The organism is Pseudomonas sp. BAV 4579 (genome assembly GCF_009765395.1).
Lineage (GTDB): Bacteria > Pseudomonadota > Gammaproteobacteria > Pseudomonadales > Pseudomonadaceae > Chryseomonas > Chryseomonas aestiva.
Map to the genome: position 1 here is coordinate 1 of NZ_WHOV01000033.1, position 19,860 is coordinate 19,860.

The 19,860-nt window shown below is 66.3% G+C and carries 18 protein-coding genes and 1 pseudogene; 5 read left to right on the top strand and 14 right to left on the bottom strand.

What is annotated here, in order from left to right; genetic code table 11:
- Window positions 1–167 precede the first annotated feature (167 nt).
- The 6 genes from GSQ95_RS08985 to GSQ95_RS09010 all read right to left on the bottom strand — a co-directional run bounded on the left by GSQ95_RS08985 (window position 168) and on the right by GSQ95_RS09010 (window position 6,167).
- Complete coding sequence (locus GSQ95_RS08985; protein WP_218580201.1) at window positions 168–1,145, bottom strand: AAA family ATPase; 978 nt, start codon at window positions 1,143–1,145, stop codon at window positions 168–170.
- 96 nt (window positions 1,146–1,241) lie between these two features.
- Window positions 1,242–1,982: a hypothetical protein gene (locus GSQ95_RS08990; RefSeq protein ID WP_158893518.1), complete on the bottom strand. Its 741-nt coding sequence runs from the start codon at window positions 1,980–1,982 to the stop codon at window positions 1,242–1,244.
- A gap of 281 nt (window positions 1,983–2,263) precedes the next feature.
- Complete coding sequence (locus GSQ95_RS08995; protein ID WP_158893516.1) at window positions 2,264–3,700, bottom strand: NAD(P)(+) transhydrogenase (Re/Si-specific) subunit beta; 1,437 nt, start codon at window positions 3,698–3,700, stop codon at window positions 2,264–2,266.
- Entirely contained in the window at window positions 3,697–4,017 is a 321-nt protein-coding gene (locus GSQ95_RS09000; protein WP_158893514.1) for an NAD(P) transhydrogenase subunit alpha, read from the bottom strand. Before GSQ95_RS09000 ends, GSQ95_RS08995 begins: the two co-directional genes overlap by 4 nt.
- Window positions 4,018–4,052: 35 nt before the next feature.
- Complete coding sequence (locus GSQ95_RS09005; RefSeq protein ID WP_158893512.1) at window positions 4,053–5,171, bottom strand: Re/Si-specific NAD(P)(+) transhydrogenase subunit alpha; 1,119 nt, start codon at window positions 5,169–5,171, stop codon at window positions 4,053–4,055.
- A 123-nt stretch (window positions 5,172–5,294) separates the two neighbouring features.
- Window positions 5,295–6,167: an alpha/beta fold hydrolase gene (locus tag GSQ95_RS09010; protein WP_158893510.1), complete on the bottom strand. Its 873-nt coding sequence runs from the start codon at window positions 6,165–6,167 to the stop codon at window positions 5,295–5,297.
- 73 nt (window positions 6,168–6,240) lie between these two features.
- Here GSQ95_RS09010 and GSQ95_RS09015 point away from each other — a divergent pair, with 73 nt between their 5' ends.
- On the top strand, window positions 6,241–6,804 hold the full coding sequence (locus tag GSQ95_RS09015) for a TetR/AcrR family transcriptional regulator (protein WP_158893508.1): 564 nt from the start codon (window positions 6,241–6,243) through the stop codon (window positions 6,802–6,804).
- A gap of 60 nt (window positions 6,805–6,864) precedes the next feature.
- Window positions 6,865–7,002, top strand: a complete 138-nt coding sequence (locus GSQ95_RS26110; protein WP_166655913.1) for a hypothetical protein — start codon at window positions 6,865–6,867, stop codon at window positions 7,000–7,002.
- Between the two features lie 513 nt (window positions 7,003–7,515).
- Here the strand turns inward: GSQ95_RS26110 and GSQ95_RS09020 are convergent.
- From GSQ95_RS09020 to GSQ95_RS09040, 5 genes are all read right to left on the bottom strand, one after another.
- On the bottom strand, window positions 7,516–8,292 hold the full coding sequence (locus GSQ95_RS09020) for an SDR family oxidoreductase (RefSeq protein ID WP_158893506.1): 777 nt from the start codon (window positions 8,290–8,292) through the stop codon (window positions 7,516–7,518).
- Complete coding sequence (locus GSQ95_RS09025; protein ID WP_158893504.1) at window positions 8,289–9,149, bottom strand: amidohydrolase; 861 nt, start codon at window positions 9,147–9,149, stop codon at window positions 8,289–8,291. Before GSQ95_RS09025 ends, GSQ95_RS09020 begins: the two co-directional genes overlap by 4 nt.
- Window positions 9,146–10,438: an L-fuconate dehydratase gene (locus tag GSQ95_RS09030; protein WP_158893502.1), complete on the bottom strand. Its 1,293-nt coding sequence runs from the start codon at window positions 10,436–10,438 to the stop codon at window positions 9,146–9,148. Before GSQ95_RS09030 ends, GSQ95_RS09025 begins: the two co-directional genes overlap by 4 nt.
- Window positions 10,439–10,544: 106 nt before the next feature.
- Entirely contained in the window at window positions 10,545–11,393 is an 849-nt protein-coding gene (locus tag GSQ95_RS09035) for an ureidoglycolate lyase (RefSeq protein WP_108582447.1), read from the bottom strand.
- Between the two features lie 43 nt (window positions 11,394–11,436).
- On the bottom strand, window positions 11,437–12,177 hold the full coding sequence (locus tag GSQ95_RS09040; RefSeq protein ID WP_158893501.1) for an SDR family oxidoreductase: 741 nt from the start codon (window positions 12,175–12,177) through the stop codon (window positions 11,437–11,439).
- A 151-nt stretch (window positions 12,178–12,328) separates the two neighbouring features.
- Here GSQ95_RS09040 and GSQ95_RS09045 point away from each other — a divergent pair, with 151 nt between their 5' ends.
- Both GSQ95_RS09045 and GSQ95_RS09050 read left to right on the top strand, forming a co-directional pair.
- A complete protein-coding gene (locus GSQ95_RS09045) occupies window positions 12,329–13,093 on the top strand; it encodes a FadR/GntR family transcriptional regulator (protein ID WP_158893499.1) in 765 nt (254 codons plus the stop codon).
- 390 nt (window positions 13,094–13,483) lie between these two features.
- Window positions 13,484–14,314 (top strand): PhzF family phenazine biosynthesis protein, encoded by an 831-nt coding sequence (locus tag GSQ95_RS09050; RefSeq protein WP_158893497.1) that lies wholly within the window; start codon window positions 13,484–13,486, stop codon window positions 14,312–14,314.
- A 7-nt stretch (window positions 14,315–14,321) separates the two neighbouring features.
- On the opposite strand, the gene GSQ95_RS09055 is transcribed toward GSQ95_RS09050, so the two are convergent.
- A complete protein-coding gene (locus GSQ95_RS09055) occupies window positions 14,322–16,139 on the bottom strand; it encodes an alkaline phosphatase family protein (protein ID WP_158893494.1) in 1,818 nt (605 codons plus the stop codon).
- Window positions 16,140–16,272: 133 nt separating this feature from the next.
- Between GSQ95_RS09055 and GSQ95_RS09060 the strand changes: the two genes are divergently transcribed.
- Entirely contained in the window at window positions 16,273–17,055 is a 783-nt protein-coding gene (locus GSQ95_RS09060) for an aldolase (RefSeq protein ID WP_158893492.1), read from the top strand.
- 9 nt (window positions 17,056–17,064) lie between these two features.
- Here the strand turns inward: GSQ95_RS09060 and GSQ95_RS09065 are convergent, their stop codons facing one another.
- Both GSQ95_RS09065 and GSQ95_RS09070 read right to left on the bottom strand, forming a co-directional pair.
- Window positions 17,065–17,346: a hypothetical protein gene (locus GSQ95_RS09065; protein WP_158893490.1), complete on the bottom strand. Its 282-nt coding sequence runs from the start codon at window positions 17,344–17,346 to the stop codon at window positions 17,065–17,067.
- Window positions 17,347–17,716: 370 nt separating this feature from the next.
- Window positions 17,717–19,805, bottom strand: a pseudogene (locus tag GSQ95_RS09070) (PAS domain-containing protein).
- Between the last annotated feature and the right edge of the window lie 55 nt (window positions 19,806–19,860).

Sequence of the window (19,860 nt, forward strand, 5' to 3'; positions counted from 1 at the left end):
CTCTGGCCTGCATTGATCGCTGTTGGCGCGTCGACTTTTCAGACAAACCCTAGGATGCAGAAATATTTCCGGTTCCTCAAATCCTATTATGAGCCCGCGGTCATCATAACCACCTCTTTTTTTGAGCCATTGCTGACGGAATCGCAAAAGTCCAAAAACTGCTGCCCTTACCATTCCTGTTCCTTGGTTGGAGATACTTGTACGAATATGCTGGACATCTCTATTGCAAAAACAGGATTGAGAGCTTCCGGGCCAGAAAGGTCCGCAGAGGCGAAAATTCTTGATTCCGGAAAGACGCCGCCAAGAACGCTGTTGAGTTCTAGCATCATCTTTCCAAACTCTGATGCTGCATCAGAGGGATCTAGTTCTCTTGCAAGCAAATTTAAGCTTTGTTGAGCAGTGGCAAAGTGCTCTGAGTTTTCTCTAACATCTTTGAATAGTTCGTTTAGCGTTTTCTGCAAAACGCCCGATTTGTCAAATTCGTGGGCTGACGATTCTGCGGGGATAAGTAAAAAATTAGGCAGTTTTGACAGTGCTACGCCACTAATCCCACCTGGATTTTTATCCCATGCTTCCGTGTCTGAAAGATCCCATATTTCATTTATTAGCTCCAGCTTTATCCGCTCGCTCGGGCTTAGCTTTTTTTCTAATTCTTTGAATAGCTCCGTGACTGTGTCTTCATCTATGCCTCGCTCTAGTAGCTCTATTGGTTTGGATATCGCGCTAAACTCAGGTTTCAAAGTTCGAGTAAGTGATTTTAGTTCGATGGTTACCTGTTCCCCGATAGGATATATTTTCCTATAGAATATACTGTATCCTGTTTCGCCCGTAGTGCCAGGGTCGTATTCAAATACTCTCCCTTTGAATCCTCTCCATTCACGGGCTTGCTCTGGGACGTTGCGAAATTCTGCTTCCAACGTAATGGTTTTGCATGAAATTATATTTTCCCCTGTTTCAGGGTCTGCTTCTGAGCAGTAGAAGCATTGATCCATCATGTTTCTTGCGGAAAGCAGCCAGTCTATAGCTTGCAATACTGAACTCTTTCCTGCATTGTTTGCGCCAATTAAGAAAGTCGCTTCGCCGAAATCGATAGTCGCAGAATGGATGCGCTTGAAGCCAGCTATTTCTAATTTGTGAAGTCTCACTTGATCATTCCCTGAAATGGTGATGCAGTCGATTTTAAATGTGTAATCTAGATTTCTCAGATTTTTTGAGGGTGCGTTTTAACAGCTGTTGGGCGCTTAATTTATTGCTCCGAATCCTACTGCCGCTGAGCAATATTGCTCTCTGTGCGATTCATTTCTGTTTGTATTATTTAATTCTGTGCATTTCTTTTTAAACCACTGCTTCGCCCCTTTCCTACACTCCCGATACTCAATCGAACCCTTGCGGTGATTTCTACAAACACTGCCGTAATCAATCCGGTTGCCTCGCACATCCCAAGTAGCTAAGTAGGAACCACTACCGTCCCATTTAGGAACCACATGGCTTTCGGTGAAGGAGGGTGAAGAGGACGTGGACATGGGAGCTAACTCCCGCCCCGCCTTGTACTGGGCGAGATAGGCCGCCGACACCATTCCCTGCGGAGCCGAAGCCGGCTCCTGTGCCCGAGGCACGGCGCCATAGCGGCAGCGCAGCACCTCTTCATCCACTATGTTGCCTTGCTTGAGGCAGGCATCCAGAGGTTGAGGCGCGGCTATGGCTTGGCGAGGGGCAGCAGCGGAGGGAGTAGGCGGAGATGGAGGCGGTTGGAGTTCAGCAACTTCAACAGGCGCCTCAACAACAAACGCAGGATGCAGCCAGCGCTGTACCCAGGGCCAGTTCAGCCAGAGCAGGGCAACAGGCACCAGTAGCCAGACGAATAGCAGGGGAGAGCGCGGCGCCTTGCGGCGGCGACGGTAATCGGGAACGGCGTCGAGTTCGGCGATGAGTGCGGAGCGATAGTCCTGCTCTGTCTTGCCGTGACGGTCTTTGGGTGGCATGGCGGCGTCCTGGCCGGGGCCGAGACGAGGGATCGTGACGGCTGCTTCCTTGTGATGGAATTCACGTTAGGCGGCGGGCCGTAGGGCGTCAAGACTGGCAAAGGGCCGTGATAAGACGTCGTGCCACGCAGAAGTCCGACGACTTAACGAGCGAGGCAGGCGAAACGGCGGGCTGAAGCGGGTGCCGGAGAGGGTGAGGTGGTGAGGCGGCATCGGCGCTGCACCTCTCAGCGCCGACGAACTGCTCCCACGACCACCTGAGCGGTCGCGGCAGCCACGGCTTAATCCACCGCCTTGACCATCTCCTCGATGACCTTCTTGGCATCGCCAAAGACCATCAGGGTCTTGTCCAGGTAGAAGAGTTCGTTGTCCAACCCCGCGTAGCCGCTGGCCATGGATCTCTTGTTGACGATGATCGTCTTGGCCTTGAAGGCTTCGAGGATGGGCATGCCGGCGATGGGGGAGGTGGGATCGTTCTTGGCCGCCGGGTTGACCACGTCGTTGGCGCCGAGCACCAGCACCACGTCGGCCTGGCCGAATTCGGAGTTGATGTCGTCCATCTCGAACACCTGGTCGTAGGGCACCTCGGCCTCGGCCAGCAGCACGTTCATATGGCCGGGCATGCGGCCGGCCACCGGGTGGATGGCGTATTTCACCGTCACGCCGTTGTGCACCAGCTTTTCGGTCAGCTCCTTGAGGGCGTGTTGGGCGCGGGCCACGGCCAGGCCGTAGCCGGGGACGATGATGACGCTGTCGGCGTTGCCCAGCAGGAAGGCGGCGTCGTCCGCCGAGCCGGCTTTGACCGGGCGCTGTTCACCGCTGCCGTTGCTGGCCGCGGCTTCCGTCGCGCCGCCGAAGCCGCCGAGGATGACGTTGAAGAAGGAGCGGTTCATCGCCTTGCACATGATGTAGGAGAGGATGGCGCCGCTCGATCCCACCAGCGAGCCGGCGATGATCAGCATGGAGTTGTTGAGCGAGAAGCCGATGCCGGCGGCCGCCCAGCCGGAGTAGCTGTTGAGCATGGAGACCACCACCGGCATGTCGGCGCCGCCGATGGGGATGATGATCAGCACGCCGATGACGAAAGCCAGGGCCACCAGCACGGCGAAGGCGCCGAGGTTGCCGCTGAAGGTGAAGACCAGGCCCAGGGCGAGGATGGCCAGGCCGATCACCAGGTTGAGCGGGTGCTGGCCGGCGAAGCGCACCGGGGCGCCCTGGAACAGGCGGAACTTGTACTTGCCGGAGAGCTTGCCGAAGGCGATCACCGAACCGGAAAAGGTGATGGCGCCGATGGCCGCGCCGAGGAACAGCTCCAGGCGGTTGCCGCTGGGGATCGCTTGGCCAAAGGTGGCGACGATGCCCAGGGACTGCGGCTCGACCACCGCGGCGATGGCGATGAACACTGCGGCCAGGCCGATCATGCTGTGCATGAAGGCGACCAGCTCGGGCATCTTGGTCATTTCCACGCGCTTGGCCATGTAGGCGCCGGCGCTGCCGCCCACCAGCAGGCCGACGATGACGAAGCCGATGCCCTGCACCGCCAGCTCGCTGCCGAGCTTGTGGATCAGCGCCAGGGTGGTGAGCACGGCGAGGGTCATGCCGGCCATGCCGAAAGCGTTGCCGCGGCGCGAGGTGGTGGGGTGGGAAAGGCCCTTGAGCGCCTGGATGAAGCAGACCGAGGCGACGAGGTAGAGCAGGGTGATGAGGTTCATGCTCATGTCAGCGCTGCTCCGCCGGGGCCTTGGGGGGCCTTCTTCTTGAACATTTCCAGCATGCGGCGGGTGACCAGGAAGCCGCCGAAGACGTTGACCGCCGCCAGGGCCACGGCCAGGGTGCCCATGGTCTTGCCCAGCGGGGTGACGGTGAGGGCGGCGGCGAGCATGGCGCCGACGATGACGATGGCGGAGATGGCGTTGGTCACCGCCATCAGCGGGGTGTGCAGCGCGGGGGTGACGTTCCAGACCACGTGGTAGCCGACATAGATGGCCAGCACGAAGATGATCAGGTTGTAGAGGCCGTCGGAAATCAGGTCCATGGGGGCAGTCCTTGTGAGGGGCGGAGGGCGGGCGCTCAGGCGTTCTTGCGGCGCAATTCGCCGCCGTGGCACATCAGGCAGGCGGCGACGATGTCGTCGGCCAGGTCGAGGTGGAAGGCCCCGTCCCTGAGCACCAGCTTGAGAAAGTCCAGCAGGTTGCGGGCATAGAGCGCCGAGGCGTCCGCCGGGACGCGCGCGGCCAGGTTGCCGTAGCCGACCAGGGTGACGCCGTGCCTGACCACCACCCGGTCCAGTTCGGTCAGCGGGCAGTTGCCGCCCTGGCTGGCGGCGAGGTCGATGACCACCGAGCCGGGCTTCATCTCGGCCACGGTGGCTTCGTGCAGCAGGGTGGGGGCGCGGCGACCGGGGATCAGCGCGGTGGTGATGACGATGTCGGCCTGCCTGGCGCGTTCGTGCACGGCCTTGGCCTGGCGCTCCATCCAGGAGGCCGGCATGGGCCGCGCATAGCCGCCGACGCCTTCGGCGCACTGGCGTTCTTCCTCGGTCTCGAAGGGCACGTCGACGAACTTGGCGCCGAGGGATTCGATCTGCTCCTTGACCGCCGGACGCACGTCCGAGGCCTCGATCACCGCGCCGAGGCGCTTGGCGGTGGCGATGGCCTGCAGCCCGGCCACCCCGGCGCCGAGGATCAGCACCCGCGCGGCCTTCACCGTGCCGGCGGCGGTCATCAGCATGGGCATGAAGCGCGGATAGTGGTCGGCCGCCAGCATCACCGCCTTGTAGCCGGCGATGTTGGCCTGGGAGGAGAGCACGTCCAGGCTCTGGGCGCGGGAGGTGCGCGGCGCCGCCTCCAGGGCGAAGGCGGTGAGGCCGCGGCCGTTGAGCTGCTCCAGAGTCTCCTGGGCGAAGGGATTGAGCATGCCGATCAGCACGGCGCCGGGCTTCATCAGCGCCAACTCGGCGGCATCGGGCGCCGCCACCTTGAGCACCAGGTCGGCGCACAGGGCCGCGGCGGCATCGCCGAGTTGGGCACCGCTGGCGGCATAGGCCGCGTCGGGCACGCTGGCGCGCTCGCCAGCACCCCGTTGCACCACCACCTGGTGGCCCTGGCCGATCAGTTTCTTGAGGGTTTCGGGGGTCGCGGCCACGCGCGTTTCCCCCGCACCGGTTTCCATCGGGATGCCGATCAGCACGGGTGTTTCTCCTTGTTATTCGTGCCGCCACAATGGGACCTGGGGCAGCGGGATGACTGTCCGGAAACGACGGAGAGCTTTTGGAAAAGCGACAGGCACGCCCTGGGGCGGCCTGTTCGGGGCTCAGTTCACGCCCGGTGCCCGGGGCAGGGCGGCGAACCAGTCCAGCGCGCGATCCCAGAGTGGCTCGGCGCTGGCGCGGAAATACCCCATGTGGCCGATGGCGCCGCCGTGCTGGCGGGGGTCGAGGTCTTCGCGCTGGAGGTCGACGTTACGATAGGCCTGCATGAAGGCGTCGCGCGAGCGCGGCGTGGCCCAGAGATCGTCCAGGGCGTTGACCGCGACGATGGGGGTGCGCACCGCGGCGTAGCCGGCTTCGATGCCCTGCATGGCCGGGTCGTCGAAGAAGTAGTGGGGATAGCTGCACCAGTGCCGCCACTGGCGATAGACGTCGCGCGGCAGGTCTTCGCCCAGGCCCAGGGCGCTCCAGGGGCAGTAGCCCTTCCACCACGTCAGCACCGGCAGCACCAGCTTCCACATGGTCAGCACCTTGAGTCTTTCCAGCGGCGGCATGTAGCCGTACCAGCCGGCGCTGGTGCCGAAGACATAGAAGCCGGCGACCTTGGCGTGGTTGGGCAGGAGGCCGAAGGCATGGCCGCCATAGGAGTGGCCGACCAGGTAGAGGGGGACGTCGCCCTGGGCCATGGCGAACACGGCGGCGGCGAGGTCCTGGCGTGCCCAGTCCAGCAGGTCCATGCGAAAGCCCTTGAGCGAGGCCGGCGCCGAGCGGCCGACACCGCGATAGTCCAGGGTCAGGGTCTCGAAACCGCGGGCCGCGGCGTGCTGGGCGAAGCGCCGATAGAAGCCCTGGGGCACGGCGGTGGCGCCGGCGACGATCAGCCGTCCCTGCAGCGGCCCCTGGGCGGGAAAGCGACTGGTGCTGAGGCGATAACCGTCCGCGGTGATCAAATCCTCGACGAGGGCGTCGCTGGGCATGGGGTGGTCCCTATGACAGTTGTTATAATGGCTGGACGGTAGATTATGACGACTGTCATAGCAAGGAGAATGGATGACCGAGCAGTCGACGGTACGGGAACGGGTGGTGGTGGCGGCGTCGGCCATGCTGGCGCAGCACGGCCTCAATGCCACCAGCATTCGCGAGACCATCAAGCGCGCCGAGGCGCCGCTGGGGTCCACTTATCACCACTTTCCCGGCGGCAAGCACCAGCTGGTGGTGGAGGCGGTGGAGCTGGCCGGCGCCCAGGTCAGTCGCGATCTGGAGCGGCAGCTGCAGGCGGGGGCGCTGGCGGGGATCCAGGGCTTTTTGCGGCTGTGGCGCGACATCCTGCTGGACTCGGATTTTCGCGTCGGCTGCCCGGTGATGGCGGTGGCGGTGGAAGAACCGGTGGACGAGATCGCCCAGCGCGAGCTGGACGCGGCGGCGGGCATCTATCGCCGCTGGGAGGCGCGCTTGCAGGTGGCGCTGGTCGAGCACGGCCATACAGCGCAAGCGGCCACGGGGCTGGCCACGCTGCTGGTGGCGGCGGTGCAGGGCGTGATCCCGCTGTGCCGGGCCCAGCGCAGCATCGACCCCTTCGACCGGGTGGCCGAACGTCTGGTGGCGCTGGTCTAGCGGGAACGTCACCAGGGCTGGCGGACTCCACCGAGGGCACTTCCTTTATTGGAGTACCTCATGAATCCCGAACCCGCGGACGACCAGCAGACCCCCCATGACTACGACGAATACGGCGACGTGCCGGATTCGGCGAACACCACCACCACCGAAGAGCGCGAGGATCAGGACGACAGTCCCTTGAGTCCGAAGCGTTAGCGAGTTGGGTGCCCGGCGGGTGGACAAGGCTGCGCCGTTGTCCACGCTACAGGTGCCTTGCCGTGGTCCTCTTCGTTGGGTTTCGCTGTGCTCAGCGCCAACCTACAGTGGATGGGTAGCGTGGAAAACCGCGCAGCGTTTTCCACGTACGGATGATCCTACCACTGACACCGATGCCACCCCCTCTCCCCCCGGGAGAGGGTTGGGGTGAGGGCGGTCACAGCGGCAGGCCTGCACCTTAGCGGCGGTTTCAGTGCCCGGCGGGTGGACAAGGCTGCGCCGTTGTCCACGCTACAGGTGCCTCGCTGCAGTCCTCTTCGTTGGGCTTCGCTGTGCTCAGCGCCAACCTACGTCGAGCGCGCGGCTTTTTCACGCGCCGATGATCCCGGCTATCGCCGAATCTAAAGACGATCCACTGAACCGCCCCCTCTCCCTCCGGGAGAGGGTTGGGGTGAGGGCGCCGGTCCCCTTGTTGGGCTTCGCTGCGCTCAGCGCCAACCTGCGGCCACGGCTTCACGTCAACGCCCGATCCAGATGCAGGTAGCCGCCGTCGACGCTCAGCCACTGGCCGGTGGTATGGCTGGAGCGTGGCGACAGCAGGAAGGCCACAGTGTCGGCGATCTCCTCCGGGGTGGTCATGCGGCGGCCGAGGGGGATGCGCGCGGTGATGGCGGCGAGCTTGGCGGCGGGGTCGGGAAAGCCTTGCAGCCAGCGTTCGTAGAGCGGGGTCATCACCTCGGCGGGGATCACCGCGTTGACGCGGATGCCGTCGTCCAGCAGCGAGGCGGCCCACTCGCGGGTCAGGGCCAGCACGCCGCCCTTGGCCGCGGTGTAGCCGCTGGTGTCGCCCTGGCCGGAAAGGGCGGTCTTGGAGGCGATGTTGACGATGGCGCCGGTGCTGGCGCGCAGCGCCGGCAGGCAGAGGTGCGCCAGGTGGTAGTAGTGCACCAGGTTGCGTTCCAGGGAGGCGACGAAGGCGGCGCGACCGGCGCTGAGACTGACACCATCGTTGACCCCGGCGTTGTTGACCAGGCCATCGATGCGCCCATAGGCGTCTTGCACGGCGGCCACGGTCCGCTCGCAGGCGGCTTCGTCGCACAGCTCCACCGTGAGAGCCCGCGCCCTGGGCTGCCGTTCGGCCAGCTGCGCGGCGAAGTCGGCCGCCAGCGGCTCGCGGGCGAGGATCACCGGGATGGCACCCTCGGCGGCCAGGGCCAGGGAGATGGCGGCGCCGATGCCGGAGCCGCCGCCGCTGACCAGGAACACCTTGTCGGTCAGCTGCAGATTCATGCCACCTTCTCCCGTGGCTGGGTGCCGAGGCCATAGAGGCGGGCCGCGTTGCCACCAAAGACCGCTTCGCGCTCACTGGGCGTGAGATCCAGCAGCGCCTGTTCGGCCAGGTCGACCACCTCGGCGTAACTGGCGGCCAGGGTGCAGACCGGCCAGTCGGAGCCGAACAGCAGCCGCTCCGGTCCGAAGGCCTCCAGGGCGATGCGCGCATAGGGCAGCAACTGCTCCGCCTGCCAGCCGTGCCAGTCGGCCTCGGTGACCAGCCCGGACAGCTTGCAATGCACATGGGGCAGCCGCGCCAGGGGCGCCAGCAGCCGGGCGTATTCCGCAGGCGCCACCCGGCCCGGCGGCTTGCCCAGGTGGTCCAGCACCAGTACGCCGTGGTCGTGGCGGGCGGCGAAGGCGGTGGCGGCGGGCAGGGTCTCGGCGTGGATCAGCAGTTCATAGAGATAGCCATGCCGCTGCAGGGTGGCGACGCCCTGGTTGGCGGCGGCATCGGCCAGCCAGGCGCCGGGATCGGCCTCGTCCTGCACCGGATGGCGAAAACCGCGCAGGTGACGACTGCCCTGACGACGTTCCAGGCGTGCCACCAGGTCGGTGGCGCGCAGGTCGGTCCAGCCGACCACCGCCTGCACCCAGGGCGTCCGGGCGGCGAGGTCGAGCAGGAAATCCGTCTCTTCTTCCAGGGTGCGCGCCTGGACGGCGACGCAGCCGTCGAAACCGGCGCGCTGCAGGTGCGGTTGCAGATCGGCGGGCAGGTGGTCGCGTTGCAGCCCGGCCATGCGCCCGTCGATCCAGGCGAATTCGGCCGGTCGATAACGCCAGAAGTGCTGGTGGGCATCCAGGCGCCGGCTCATGACAGCTGTCCTCCGGCATGGCGGTAACGCGTGCGGGAGGCGGCCTTGATGGCGATGGAGAAACCCGGCGCCTGGGGTGCGAGATAGGCCGCGCCGCGTACCCGGCAGGGGTCCTCGAAGTGTTCGTGGAGGTGGTCGACGTATTCCACCACCCGGCCCTCGTGGGTGCCGGCGACGCAGAGGTAGTCGATCATCGCCAGGTGCTGCACGTATTCGCAGAGGCCCACGCCGCCGGCATGGGGGCAGACCGGCAGGTCGTACTTGGCGGCCATCAGCTGCACCGCCAGCACCTCGTTGAGACCGCCCAGGCGGCAGGCGTCGAGCTGCACCACGTCCAGGCCGCCGCGCATGATGAATTGCTTGAAGAGGATGCGGTTCTGGCACATCTCGCCGGTGGCCACCTTGACCGGCGCCACCGCCTCGCGGATGGCGCGATGGCCTTCCACGTCATCGGGGCTGGTGGGCTCCTCGATGAACCAGGGCTTGGCGAACGCCAGCTCGCGCACCCAGTCGATGGCCTCGCCGACTTCCCACACCTGGTTGGCGTCGATCATCAGGTGGCGCTCGGGGCCGATCACCTCGCGGGCGATGCGCACCCGGCGGATGTCGTCGGCGAGGTCGCGCCCGACCTTGAGCTTGATATGGGAGAAGCCGGCGTCGATGGCCTCCTGGCAGAGGCGGCGCAGCTTGTCGTCGGGATAGCCGAGCCAGCCGGCCGAGGTGGTGTAGCAGGGATAGCCCTCGGCTTCGAGGCGTTGCAGCCGCTCGGCCTTGCCTTCGGCGCGCTGGCGCAGCAGGGCCAGGGCCTCCTCGGGGGTGATGCAGTCGGTGAGATAGCGGAAGTCGATGCAGCGCACCAGCTCCTCGGGACTCATCTCCGCCACCAGGCGCCAGACCGGCTTGCCCACGGCGCGCGCCCAGAGGTCCCAGGCGGCGTTGACCACCGCGCCGGTGGCCAGGTGGATGGCGCCCTTGTCCGGGCCGATCCAGCGCAACTGGCTGTCACCGGTGATGTGGCGCCAGAAACGCCCCGGGTCTTCCTGGATCCACTCCAGGGTCAGGCCGCGCACCCGCGGCTCCAGGGCGCGCAGGGCGGCGCAGCAGATCTCGTTGCCGCGGCCGATGGTGAAGGTGAGGCCGTGGCCTTCCAGCCCCGGCTGGTCGGTCTGCAGGATGACGTAGGCGGCGGAGTAGTCCGGATCGGGGTTCATGGCATCGGAGCCATCCAGCGCCTGGCTGGTGGGGAAGCGGATGTCTTCGATCTGCAGGCCGGTAATTGTTGTTGGCATGGCGCTGTCCTCGAGGGGATTTCGCAGGCTGAGCAAGTCCGGCCCCGTGCCCGCTCGATGAAAGCGGGCACGGGGAGGCTGATAGGCAGGGGAAGGGCTGTCGGGTCTAGTCGGCGGCGACGGTGCGCTGGTGCTGCTCGCCCAGGCCCTGGATGCCCAGGCGCATTTCCTGGCCGGGCTTGAGGTACACCGACTGCGGCTTGACGCCCATGCCCACGCCCGGCGGGGTGCCGGTGGAGATGACGTCACCCGGTTGCAGGCTCATGCAGCGGCTGAGGTAGGCGATGATCTGCGCCACCGTGAAGATCATGGTGCGGGTGTTGCCGTTCTGGTAGCGGTGGCCGTCCACCTCCAGCCAGAGATCGAGATTCTGCGGATCGGCCACCTCGTCGGCGGTGACCAGCCAGGGGCCGAGCGGGCCGAAGGTGTCGAAGCCCTTGCCCTTGTCCCAGGTGCCGCCGCGTTCAAGTTGCCACTCGCGCTCGGAGACGTCGTTGACCACGCAATAGCCGGCCACGTGATCCAGGGCATTGGCCTCGTCGATGTAGCGCCCGGCCTTGCCGATCACCACGCCCAGCTCCACTTCCCAGTCGGTCTTGGTCGAGTCGCGGGGGATCTGCACCGCGTCGTTGGGACCGCAGATGGCGCTGGTCCACTTGTTGAACACCACCGGCTCCTTGGGCACGTCCAGGCCGGATTCGGCGGCGTGGTCGGCGTAGTTGAGGCCGATGCAGATGAACTTGCCGACCCGGCCCACGCAGGGGCCGAGGCGCGGGGTGCCGTCCACCAGCGGCAGACTGTTCGGATCCAGCTGGCGCAGCCGGGCCAGAGACTCGGCGCCGAGCGCCTCGCCGGCGAGATCGGCCACCTGCCCGGAAAGATCGCGAAGTCGGCCCTGGGCATCCAGCAGACCGGGTTTTTCCTGGCCCTGGGGGCCGTAGCGCAAGAGTTTCATCGGAGCTCCTATGAGGGGAAAGGGGGGCGGACGAAAAGCGGCGTCAGACGCTCCAGCCACCATCGATCACCTGGGCGGTCCCGGTGACGAAGGCGGCGGCGTCGGAGGCAAGATACAGGGCGAGGGCGGCGATCTCCTCCGGCCGACCGACGCGACCCATTGGCTGGCGGGCGGCGAAGGCGGCCTGCACCTCGGCTTCGCTGCGGCCTTCGCGGGCGGCCTGGTCGGCGATGCGCTGGTGCAGCGAGGGGGAATCCACGGTGCCGGGGCAGATGGCGTTGCAGCGGATACCCTGGCCGACATAGTCGGCGGCCACCGACTTGGTCAGGCCGATCACCGCCGCCTTGCTGGCGCCATAGGCGCAGCGATTGGCCACGCCCTTGAGGCTGGAGGCGATCGAGGCCATGTTGATGATGCAGCCGCCGCCTTGGGCCAGCATGCCGGGCAGCACGGCGCGGATCATCCGGTACATGGCGGTGGCATTGAGTTCGAAGGAGAAGCGCCAGGCCTCTTCGTCGCAATCGAGGATGCTGCCGGCGTGGACGTAGCCGGCGCAGTTGAACAGCACGTCGAAGCTGCCCAGCTCGGCGACCAGGGCGGTCACGGCGGCCGCGTCGGTGACGTCGAGCATCCGGGTCTGCAGCCCTTCGAGGCTGTCCAGGGCGGCGGCATTGATGTCGGTGGCGATGACCTCGGCACCGGCGCGATGGAAGGCGAGGGCGGTGGCCCGGCCGATCCCCTGGCCGGCGGCGGTGACCAGGACGCGTTTGCCTGCGTGACTCATGTGGAGACCTCTTGGCTGATTATTGTTGTGAGTTGCCTGACCGCCAGCGGTCAATGGTCAGGCCATTGGTCCTATTGTTTAGACCCTGCTAGGCTCTCAGGCAAGGATTTTTTCGCGGCAGACTGCGCGAGCTGCATGAGACGAGACCGCCATGCCCCTTCAGGTGATTGAAAAACCACGGCTTTACCGGCAGATCGCCGACCAGTTGCGCGCTCTCATCGACGGCGGCGAATATCCGCCGGGCAGTTGCCTGCCCGCCGAGCGCGAACTGGCCAAGCAACTGGGGGTGAGTCGGGCCTCGGTGCGCGAGGCGCTGATCGCCCTGGAGGTGATCGGCCTGGTGGACGTGCGCGTCGGCGACGGCGTACGGGTCTGCGCCCCCAGCGCCCCGCCGCCACCGGATACCCCGGTGCTGGAGCTGGCCGGGCGCGGCCAGTGGGCGGAGATGGATCCGGAGCTGAGCCTGGCGCTGGATCTGGACGCCGAGATCCCGCCCTTCGCCCTGCTGCAGGCGCGCCGCCTGGTGGAACCGGAAGCCGCCGCCCTGGCCGCCCGGCACGCCAGCGCCAGCGAATTGGCCGGCATTCGCGCTGCCTATGGTCGCAACGTCGAGGACAATCGCCTGGGCTCCACCACCCATCCCGGCGACCGGCTGTTCCATATCCGCATCGCCCAGGCCAGCGGCAATCCGGCCTATGCGCTGCTGCTGCGCCATCTGCTCGGCCATCGCTACGGCAGCATGTTCCAGCTCCTGCAGCGCCGCTACACCCCGGAAGACATGCCCGATCGCTCCCAGCAGGAACACCTCGCCATCCTCGACGCCCTGGAAGCCCACGACCCCGACGCCGCCCGCCAGGCCATGGCCGCGCACCTGGACGCCGTGACCCGCATCTTCGCGCGGCCGGCGGTGGAGTGAGGGGCGGAGGTGCCTCGGCTTTTCCCCCTTCTCCCTCCGGGAGAGGGATTGGGTGACGGTGTCGTGCCCGCGATGGGCTTCGCTGCGCTCAGCGCCAACCTACGAGGGATCTACGGACTGTGGACAAGGCTGCGCCGTTGTCCACGCTACGGAGTGGCGCCAACCTCCGCGCAGAACTGCCCCCTCTCCCTCCGGGAGAGGGTTGGGGTGAGGGCAAGCCCAGCGTCGATGCCGTAGGGCAACACCGTAGAGTGGAAAACCGCGCAGCGTTTTCCCCGCGAATCCCACGCGCAACACCCTTCTGTACGGCCCCTTAGCCACCTGGCTGTGGCTGTTCCTAGCGCCTGCCGACCGTGGACAATCGGCGCTTTGCCCCAGGAGTCCGTCGTCATGTCCCTCGTCTTTCATCAGGTCGATGTCTTCGCCCAGCGCCCCCTGGAGGGCAATGCCCTGGCGGTGGTCTGTGGTGCCGATGGGCTTTCCACCGTGCAGATGGCCGCCCTGGCGCGCTGGACCAATCTGTCGGAGACCACCTTTCTCCTCGAACCCACCGATCCGGCCGCGGACTACCGGGTGCGCATCTTCACCCCCCAGCGCGAACTGCCCTTCGCCGGTCATCCGACCCTGGGCAGCTGCCATGTCTGGCTGCGTGAAGGCGGACGACCCAAGGGCGGCGAGGTGATCCAGGAATGCGGCGCCGGCCTGGTGGCGATCCGCGCCGCCGGGGAGGAGCTGGCCTTTGCCGCACCGCCGCTGGTGCGAGGCGGCGCGGTAGAGCCCGAGGTCCTGGCACGCATCGCCCGCGGCACCGGTCTTTCGCCCGCACGCATCCAGGCCAGCCAGTGGGCCGACAACGGTCCCGGCTGGGTCGCGGTGCTCCTGGAGAGTCGTGAGGAATTGCTGGAGCTCCGCCCGGACTATGCCGCCCTGGAAGGCCTCAACGTCGGCTTGATCGCCCCCTGGACGGGCAGCGAGGCCGAGGCGCAATTCGAGGTGCGCGCCCTGATGGGCGAGGAGTTTGCCGAAGATCCGGTCACCGGCAGCCTCAACGCCAGCCTGGCGCAGTGGCTGATCCCGGCGGGCCTGGCGCCGGAGCGCTATCTGGCCAGCCAGGGCACGGCGCTGGGCCGGCGCGGCCGGGTACGGGTAGCCCGTATCGCCGACCGCATCTGGGTGGGGGGCGCGGTGCAGGACTGCATCCGCGGCACCCTTAGCCTCTAGGCATGGATCACAGCCCGACCGAGCGTCCCTTGAAGCCGGCGGCATCGAAGTAGCGGGTGTCGCCGACATTCTGGGTCTTGAGTTCGGTGACCAGCCCGCCCGCCGCCGGTGTTGAGCGCTGCACCCGATGGCTGGCCTTGACCGGCTTGCCGCCCTCCAGACTCTCGCCGATCACCCGGCCGACCAGTTGCCCCTTGGCCGGGATCTCCAGGTGCAAGAGGTGCGCCAGGGTCTGGCCTACGTCGGCGTTGCTGACCGGACTCAGGTCGACGAAGCCCTTGCGGAAGTCCGGACCGATCGCCGCCATGAAGTTGCGGGTATCGCCGCGGCTGAAGCTGCCGTGCATGCCCTGGCCCTGCTGCAGCCCGGTGTCGGCCACTTCCACGGCGCAGACGTCGGGTTTGCCGCAGCCGCTGTCATAGGAGCGGAAGTTGACCACGATGGCCGGATAGGGGGTGAGCGCCGAGCCCTTGAGGTTGATCGCCGAGAGCGGCAGGGTGCCGGGGATCTTGCCCAGGTCGTCGTCGACGAACAGGCCGCTGACGTAATCCTGCTTGAGCAGCGCCGCGACCACCTTGGGCGCCAGCGCCTTGGCATCGCCTTGCGGCAGATAGACCAGGTCCGAACCGCCGTTGGCCGCCACCACCAACTCCGGCTTGGCCGCGTCGGGGCCGATCAGGCCATTGGCCTTGCTCGGGTGCTGGCCCTGGTCCATCGCCACCGCGGTGCCCTTGGCGTCCGGATCGAGCAGCGGCAAGTTCAGCGCGGCGGCGAGATCCAGGGCGAGGAAGCCGGGCGGCAGCTGCCCCTTGGGCACGTCGGGGTAGCTGGCCTTGGCCGCCGGACTGGTCTTGCTCTCCTTGGAAATGGTGGAGAAGCCGTGGTCGGCGCTGACGAAGATGTCGGTGTTGCCGTCCAAGCCCAGTTCCTTCAGCCGGGCGCGCAGGGCACCGAGGTTGGCGTCGACGTTGCGGATGGCGGCCAGGCTGGTGGGGCCGTTGATGCCCGGGGTGACCTTGCCCAGGCTGTCGCCCTGGTTGTGCTGGGTGCCGTCGGGATCGCGCGACCAGAACACCAGCACGAAGGGCTTGCCGCTTTCCTTGAAGCGCGGCAGCAGCACCTGGTTGGTGACCTCAAGGAAGTAGCGCTGCTGCTCGACGTTGGCGCTCAGGGTGCCCGGCGTGGTGGCATTGCCGGCCTTGCCGTTGGCGCCCCGGCCCGGGGCTTCCAGCGGCAGACCGGCCTGTTTCAGGGCGTCCTGCATGGCCGCGCTCAGGGGAATGCCGGTGGGATGGCCGGTGGAGTCGTCGACGATCACCGTCTTCTCGCCGTCGCGGGCGGTCACGTCCTGGATGGCCACCGGGCCGAGCTTGCCGACGGCGGCGGTGGACAGGCCCGCCTGGCGCGCGGCGGCGAGCAGGGTTTCCTCGTCCAGGTAGTTGCCGGCGAAGTGCTCGTCGACGTCGCCCAGCACCTCGTCGTTTTCCAGGAAGGGCGTGACGCTGTTGTTCGCCCCTGGAACCGGGAAGCCGGTGTAGATGGTGTTACTGAAATCCCCGGTGTCGCCCAGGTAGTGCCCGGTGGCCAGGGCCGAGGCATTGGGCGTGGTGAAGGTCGGGAACAGCGAGTGGCTGTTCTGGAAATTCACGCCCTCGCGCCGCAGCTGGGCCAGATTCGGCGCGGTCTGGGCATCGACGATGTTGGCGCGCAGGCCATCGGGGATGAAGAGGATGACGTTGCGCGCCGGTTCCGCGGCCATGACGGCCGAGCTGGCAAGAAGGGCGAGACTGCAGGCACGGGCAAGACGGGTAGGAAGGAACGTCATGGAAGACTCTCTGCGCAGGTGAAAACACAGCAGAGATGTAACAAGGGATTGCTGCAATTTCATGATGACAACGCCATGACAGGGGGGCGGCATCCTTTGTGCAACGCCTGGGTCCCCGTCCAAGGAGCTGCCCATGGCCCACGCCTTCGAGAGTACCGTCGCCGCTGCCCGTCACCCTGATCTGGATACCCCGGCCATCCGCCAGGCCCGCATAGATCTCGCCGCCTGTTTTCGCATGGCCGCCCGCCTGGGCCTGGGCGAGGGGATCTGCAATCACTTTTCCTTCGTGGTGCCCGGTCACGACGATCTGTTCCTGGTCAATCCCTATGGCCTGGCCTTCGCCGAGGTCACGGCGTCCTCGCTGCTGATCTGCGACTTCGCGGGCGGTGTGGTCGTGGGGGATGGGGCACCCGAGGCCACCGCCTTTTATATCCATGCCCAGCTGCACCGGCTCAATCCCCAGGCGCGGGCGGCCTTCCACACCCATATGCCCCACGCCACGGCGCTCTGTCTGCTGGAGGGCGACCCCTTCGTCTGGGCCGGGCAGACCGCGCTGAAGTTCTATGACCGCCTGAGCGTGGACGAGGACTACAACGGCCTGGCGCTGGACGCGGCCGAAGGCGAGCGCATCGCCCGGGCGGCGGGTGACGCGGCGGTGGTCATGCTGAAGAATCACGGACCGCTGGTGCTGGGGCCGAGCATCGCCGAGGCCTGGGACGATCTCTACTACCTGGAGCGCGCCGCCGAGGTGCAACTCAAGGCCATGGCCAGCGGCCGGCCGCTGAAGCCCGTGGCTCCGGCCATCGCGCACGCTGCCTGCCAGCAGCTGCTGCAGGGCAACGCCGACAGCGCCCGGCTGCATCTGGAAAGCGTGAAGCGCCAGCTGCTGCGGCTGGAGCCGGATTATCGGGACTGAAAGGGACGATCAGCCGCCGCGGCTGCGACGCTGCGGCAAGGCCCGCGGTTGCGGGGTGGAGCGTTCCAGCGCGGCGGCCGCGACCGCGGGCAGCTGGGCATCCAGTTGTTCGACCAGCCGCTCGCGCAACTGGCGCTTGAGTTCGCGACTCATGTCCAGCTGCCCATGATGATCCAGCGCCAGAAAGCCCTGGCGGAGCAGATCGATGGACAGGGACTGGACGTCGGCGCCGAGGGGGCAGACATCGAAGGCGAGCGACTGAGCGTGGGCTGACGGCATCCTGGTGATCATGACTGTCCCTCCTGGACCTGAGCCCCATCTTGCCAGGGCCGGCAGAGGGCGCTGCAGTGGCAAAGCGCGGACCCGTGGACTGCTGCGCATTTTGTCGACGCGAAAAAAAAGCCCGGGATCCTCCCGGGCTAAAAGCGCAGATGTCAGCTTCTACGATGCCTTTCGGCATGGAGGAGAGCTTGCCACCGCCCGCCTTATGGCTACCTTAACGCTGCTAGCGAATCAGCGCGGCCAGCAGGGCCATGCAGGCGATGGCGGTAAAGATCAGCAGCAGGTGAAGCAGGGAGAGCTTGTCAATGGGCGAGGGCACGGGTAGCGACGCAGAGGGCGGATGATAGCAAAGAGCTATCAGGTGTCGCCCGGTCGCCGCTCAGGACGGCTGTAGCATCGCCTGGATTCGTCGCTCCAGGGTATCCAGGGTGAAGGGCTTGGTCAGGACCCGCATGCCGGCGTCCAGATCGCCGTCCCCGATGACATTGGCCTCGGCATAGCCGGTGATGAACAGCACCGGCAACTGCGGTCGCAGCCGGCGCAGGGCATCGGCCAGCTGGCGGCCATTGAGCGTCCCCGGCAGGCCGACGTCGGTCACCAGCAGATCCAGCGGGGTAGCAGGCGTGACCCGTGCCAGGGCGGTGGCGGCATCGGCTGCCTCCAGCACCTGGTAGCCCTGGGTGAGCATGGCATCCACCAGCAGGGTGCGGATGGTCGGCTCGTCATCCACCACCAGGATGGTCTCGCCCTGGCCGGGTCGGCTGGGTTCGAGCTCGGGATAGACCGGGGCGCTGGCCACCGGTGCCAGGCGCTGGCGCGGCAGATAGAGATGTACCCAGGTGCCGGCGCCGGGCGTGGAGTCGATGCGGATCTCGCCACCCGACTGCAGCACGAAGCCGTGCACCATGGACAAGCCCAGGCCGGTGCCCTGGCCAATGGGCTTGGTGGTGAAGAAGGGGTCGAAGGCCCTGTCGAGCACCTCGTCGCTCATGCCGCTGCCGGTATCGCCCACGCTCAGGCGCACATAGTCACCCGGGGGCAGCGCCTGGTGCTCGGCCCGGGTCTCGTCCAGGCGCTCGTTGCTCAGGACGATACGGATGCGCCCGCCGTCGGGCATGGCGTCGCGGGCGTTGAGGCAGAGGTTGAGCAGGGCATTTTCCAGCTGCGCGCCGTCGATGTGGGTCAGCCAGAGCCTGGGATCGGCCTCGCGCTCCAGCGCGATCTGCGGGCCGATGCTGCGCTGGATGAGGTCTTCCAGACCTATGACCAGTTGCTCCAGGGCCACCGGCTGCGGATCCAGGGTCTGGCGCCGGGAAAAGGCCAGCAACCGGTGGGTCAGGGCGGCGGCGCGCTGGGCGGCGCTGCGGGCGGTGCCCGTGTAGCGTTCGAGGTCCTGCAGCCGGCCCTGGCGCAGGCGCAGGTCGAGCAATTCCAGCGAACCGAGGATGCCGGTCAGCAGGTTGTTGAAGTCATGGGCGATGCCACCGGTGAGCTGGCCGACGGCTTCCATCTTCTGCGATTGCCGCAGCGCCTCTTCCATGAGCCGGATACGCTCCTGCTCGTTGAGGCGTTCGGTGACGTCATAGGCGAACTGGTAGGCGCCGATGCGCTGGCCCTCGGCGTCGAGCAGCGGGCTGAATTGCAATTCGTAATGATGCTGCAGCGATCCCCTGTGCACCGAGATGAGGGTGCTGAAGGTCTCGCCGGCGAAGGCGCGGCGCCAGTGCGCGAGCATGTCCTCACGCAGGTCAGGCCGCCGCTTCAGGCTTTCGCTGAAGGAGTCGCCGATGCGCGGCCTTACCCCGATCACCTCTTCGAACACCTCGGCGCCGGAGCCGTTGACCGCCAGCCAGCGGAAATCGAAGTCCAGCACGTGGATCATGGAGCTGGCGGCGTCCACCACGTTGGCCAGGATGCGGTTGGCGACCAGCGCCGCCTGCACCCGCTCTTCGAGGGTTTCGTTGAGTTGCCGCAGGGCCACCTCGGCGCGCTTGCGTGGGGTGATGTCCTGGAACAGCACGGCGACCTGGCGGCGGCTGGCCGGCTCGATGCGAAAGGCGGTCAGCTCCAGGTAGCGCCCGGTGGCCACCAGTTCCTGCTCGAAGCGGATGGCTTCGCCGGTGCGCAGCACGTGGCCATAGCGATCCAGCCAGGCCTGGGCCTCGTCGCCGACCATGTCGCGCAACTTCTGGCCCACCACGTTGGGAATGCCGGCATGGGCGGCATAGGCCGGATTGGCCTCGACATGCACGTAGTCTCTCAGCGGCCCATGGGGGCCGTCGATGAATTCGATGATGCAGAAGCCTTCATCCATGGCGTTGAACAGGAACTGGTAGCGTTCGCTGGCCAGGGTCGTGCTGTTTTTCAGGAGACGCGGCACGGGCGTCGAGCTGCTGGCGCAGCTGCTGATTGCTCTGCTCCAGTTCGGCAAGGCGCGCCAGCAGGGAAGGGATGTCGGCGACAGGCACGGCAGGCTCGGCGAGAAGGATGAGGCGACGGCTTCGCTTCAAAGACCGGCATTAG

What these genes read in the sequence shown, in the direction of transcription:
- GSQ95_RS08990 (WP_158893518.1), bottom strand. Translation starts at nt 1,982, where the DNA reads ATGCCACCCAAAGACCGTCACGGCAAGACAGAGCAGGACTATCGCTCC.
- GSQ95_RS08995 (WP_158893516.1), bottom strand. Translation starts at nt 3,700, where the DNA reads ATGAGCATGAACCTCATCACCCTGCTCTACCTCGTCGCCTCGGTCTGC.
- GSQ95_RS09000 (WP_158893514.1), bottom strand. Translation starts at nt 4,017, where the DNA reads ATGGACCTGATTTCCGACGGCCTCTACAACCTGATCATCTTCGTGCTG.
- GSQ95_RS09010 (WP_158893510.1), bottom strand. Translation starts at nt 6,167, where the DNA reads ATGCCCAGCGACGCCCTCGTCGAGGATTTGATCACCGCGGACGGTTAT.
- GSQ95_RS09015 (WP_158893508.1), top strand. Translation starts at nt 6,241, where the DNA reads ATGACCGAGCAGTCGACGGTACGGGAACGGGTGGTGGTGGCGGCGTCG.
- GSQ95_RS26110 (WP_166655913.1), top strand. Translation starts at nt 6,865, where the DNA reads ATGAATCCCGAACCCGCGGACGACCAGCAGACCCCCCATGACTACGAC.
- GSQ95_RS09020 (WP_158893506.1), bottom strand. Translation starts at nt 8,292, where the DNA reads ATGAATCTGCAGCTGACCGACAAGGTGTTCCTGGTCAGCGGCGGCGGC.
- GSQ95_RS09025 (WP_158893504.1), bottom strand. Translation starts at nt 9,149, where the DNA reads ATGAGCCGGCGCCTGGATGCCCACCAGCACTTCTGGCGTTATCGACCG.
- GSQ95_RS09030 (WP_158893502.1), bottom strand. Translation starts at nt 10,438, where the DNA reads ATGCCAACAACAATTACCGGCCTGCAGATCGAAGACATCCGCTTCCCC.
- GSQ95_RS09035 (WP_108582447.1), bottom strand. Translation starts at nt 11,393, where the DNA reads ATGAAACTCTTGCGCTACGGCCCCCAGGGCCAGGAAAAACCCGGTCTG.
- GSQ95_RS09040 (WP_158893501.1), bottom strand. Translation starts at nt 12,177, where the DNA reads ATGAGTCACGCAGGCAAACGCGTCCTGGTCACCGCCGCCGGCCAGGGG.
- GSQ95_RS09045 (WP_158893499.1), top strand. Translation starts at nt 12,329, where the DNA reads ATGCCCCTTCAGGTGATTGAAAAACCACGGCTTTACCGGCAGATCGCC.
- GSQ95_RS09050 (WP_158893497.1), top strand. Translation starts at nt 13,484, where the DNA reads ATGTCCCTCGTCTTTCATCAGGTCGATGTCTTCGCCCAGCGCCCCCTG.
- GSQ95_RS09055 (WP_158893494.1), bottom strand. Translation starts at nt 16,139, where the DNA reads ATGACGTTCCTTCCTACCCGTCTTGCCCGTGCCTGCAGTCTCGCCCTT.
- GSQ95_RS09060 (WP_158893492.1), top strand. Translation starts at nt 16,273, where the DNA reads ATGGCCCACGCCTTCGAGAGTACCGTCGCCGCTGCCCGTCACCCTGAT.
- GSQ95_RS09065 (WP_158893490.1), bottom strand. Translation starts at nt 17,346, where the DNA reads ATGATCACCAGGATGCCGTCAGCCCACGCTCAGTCGCTCGCCTTCGAT.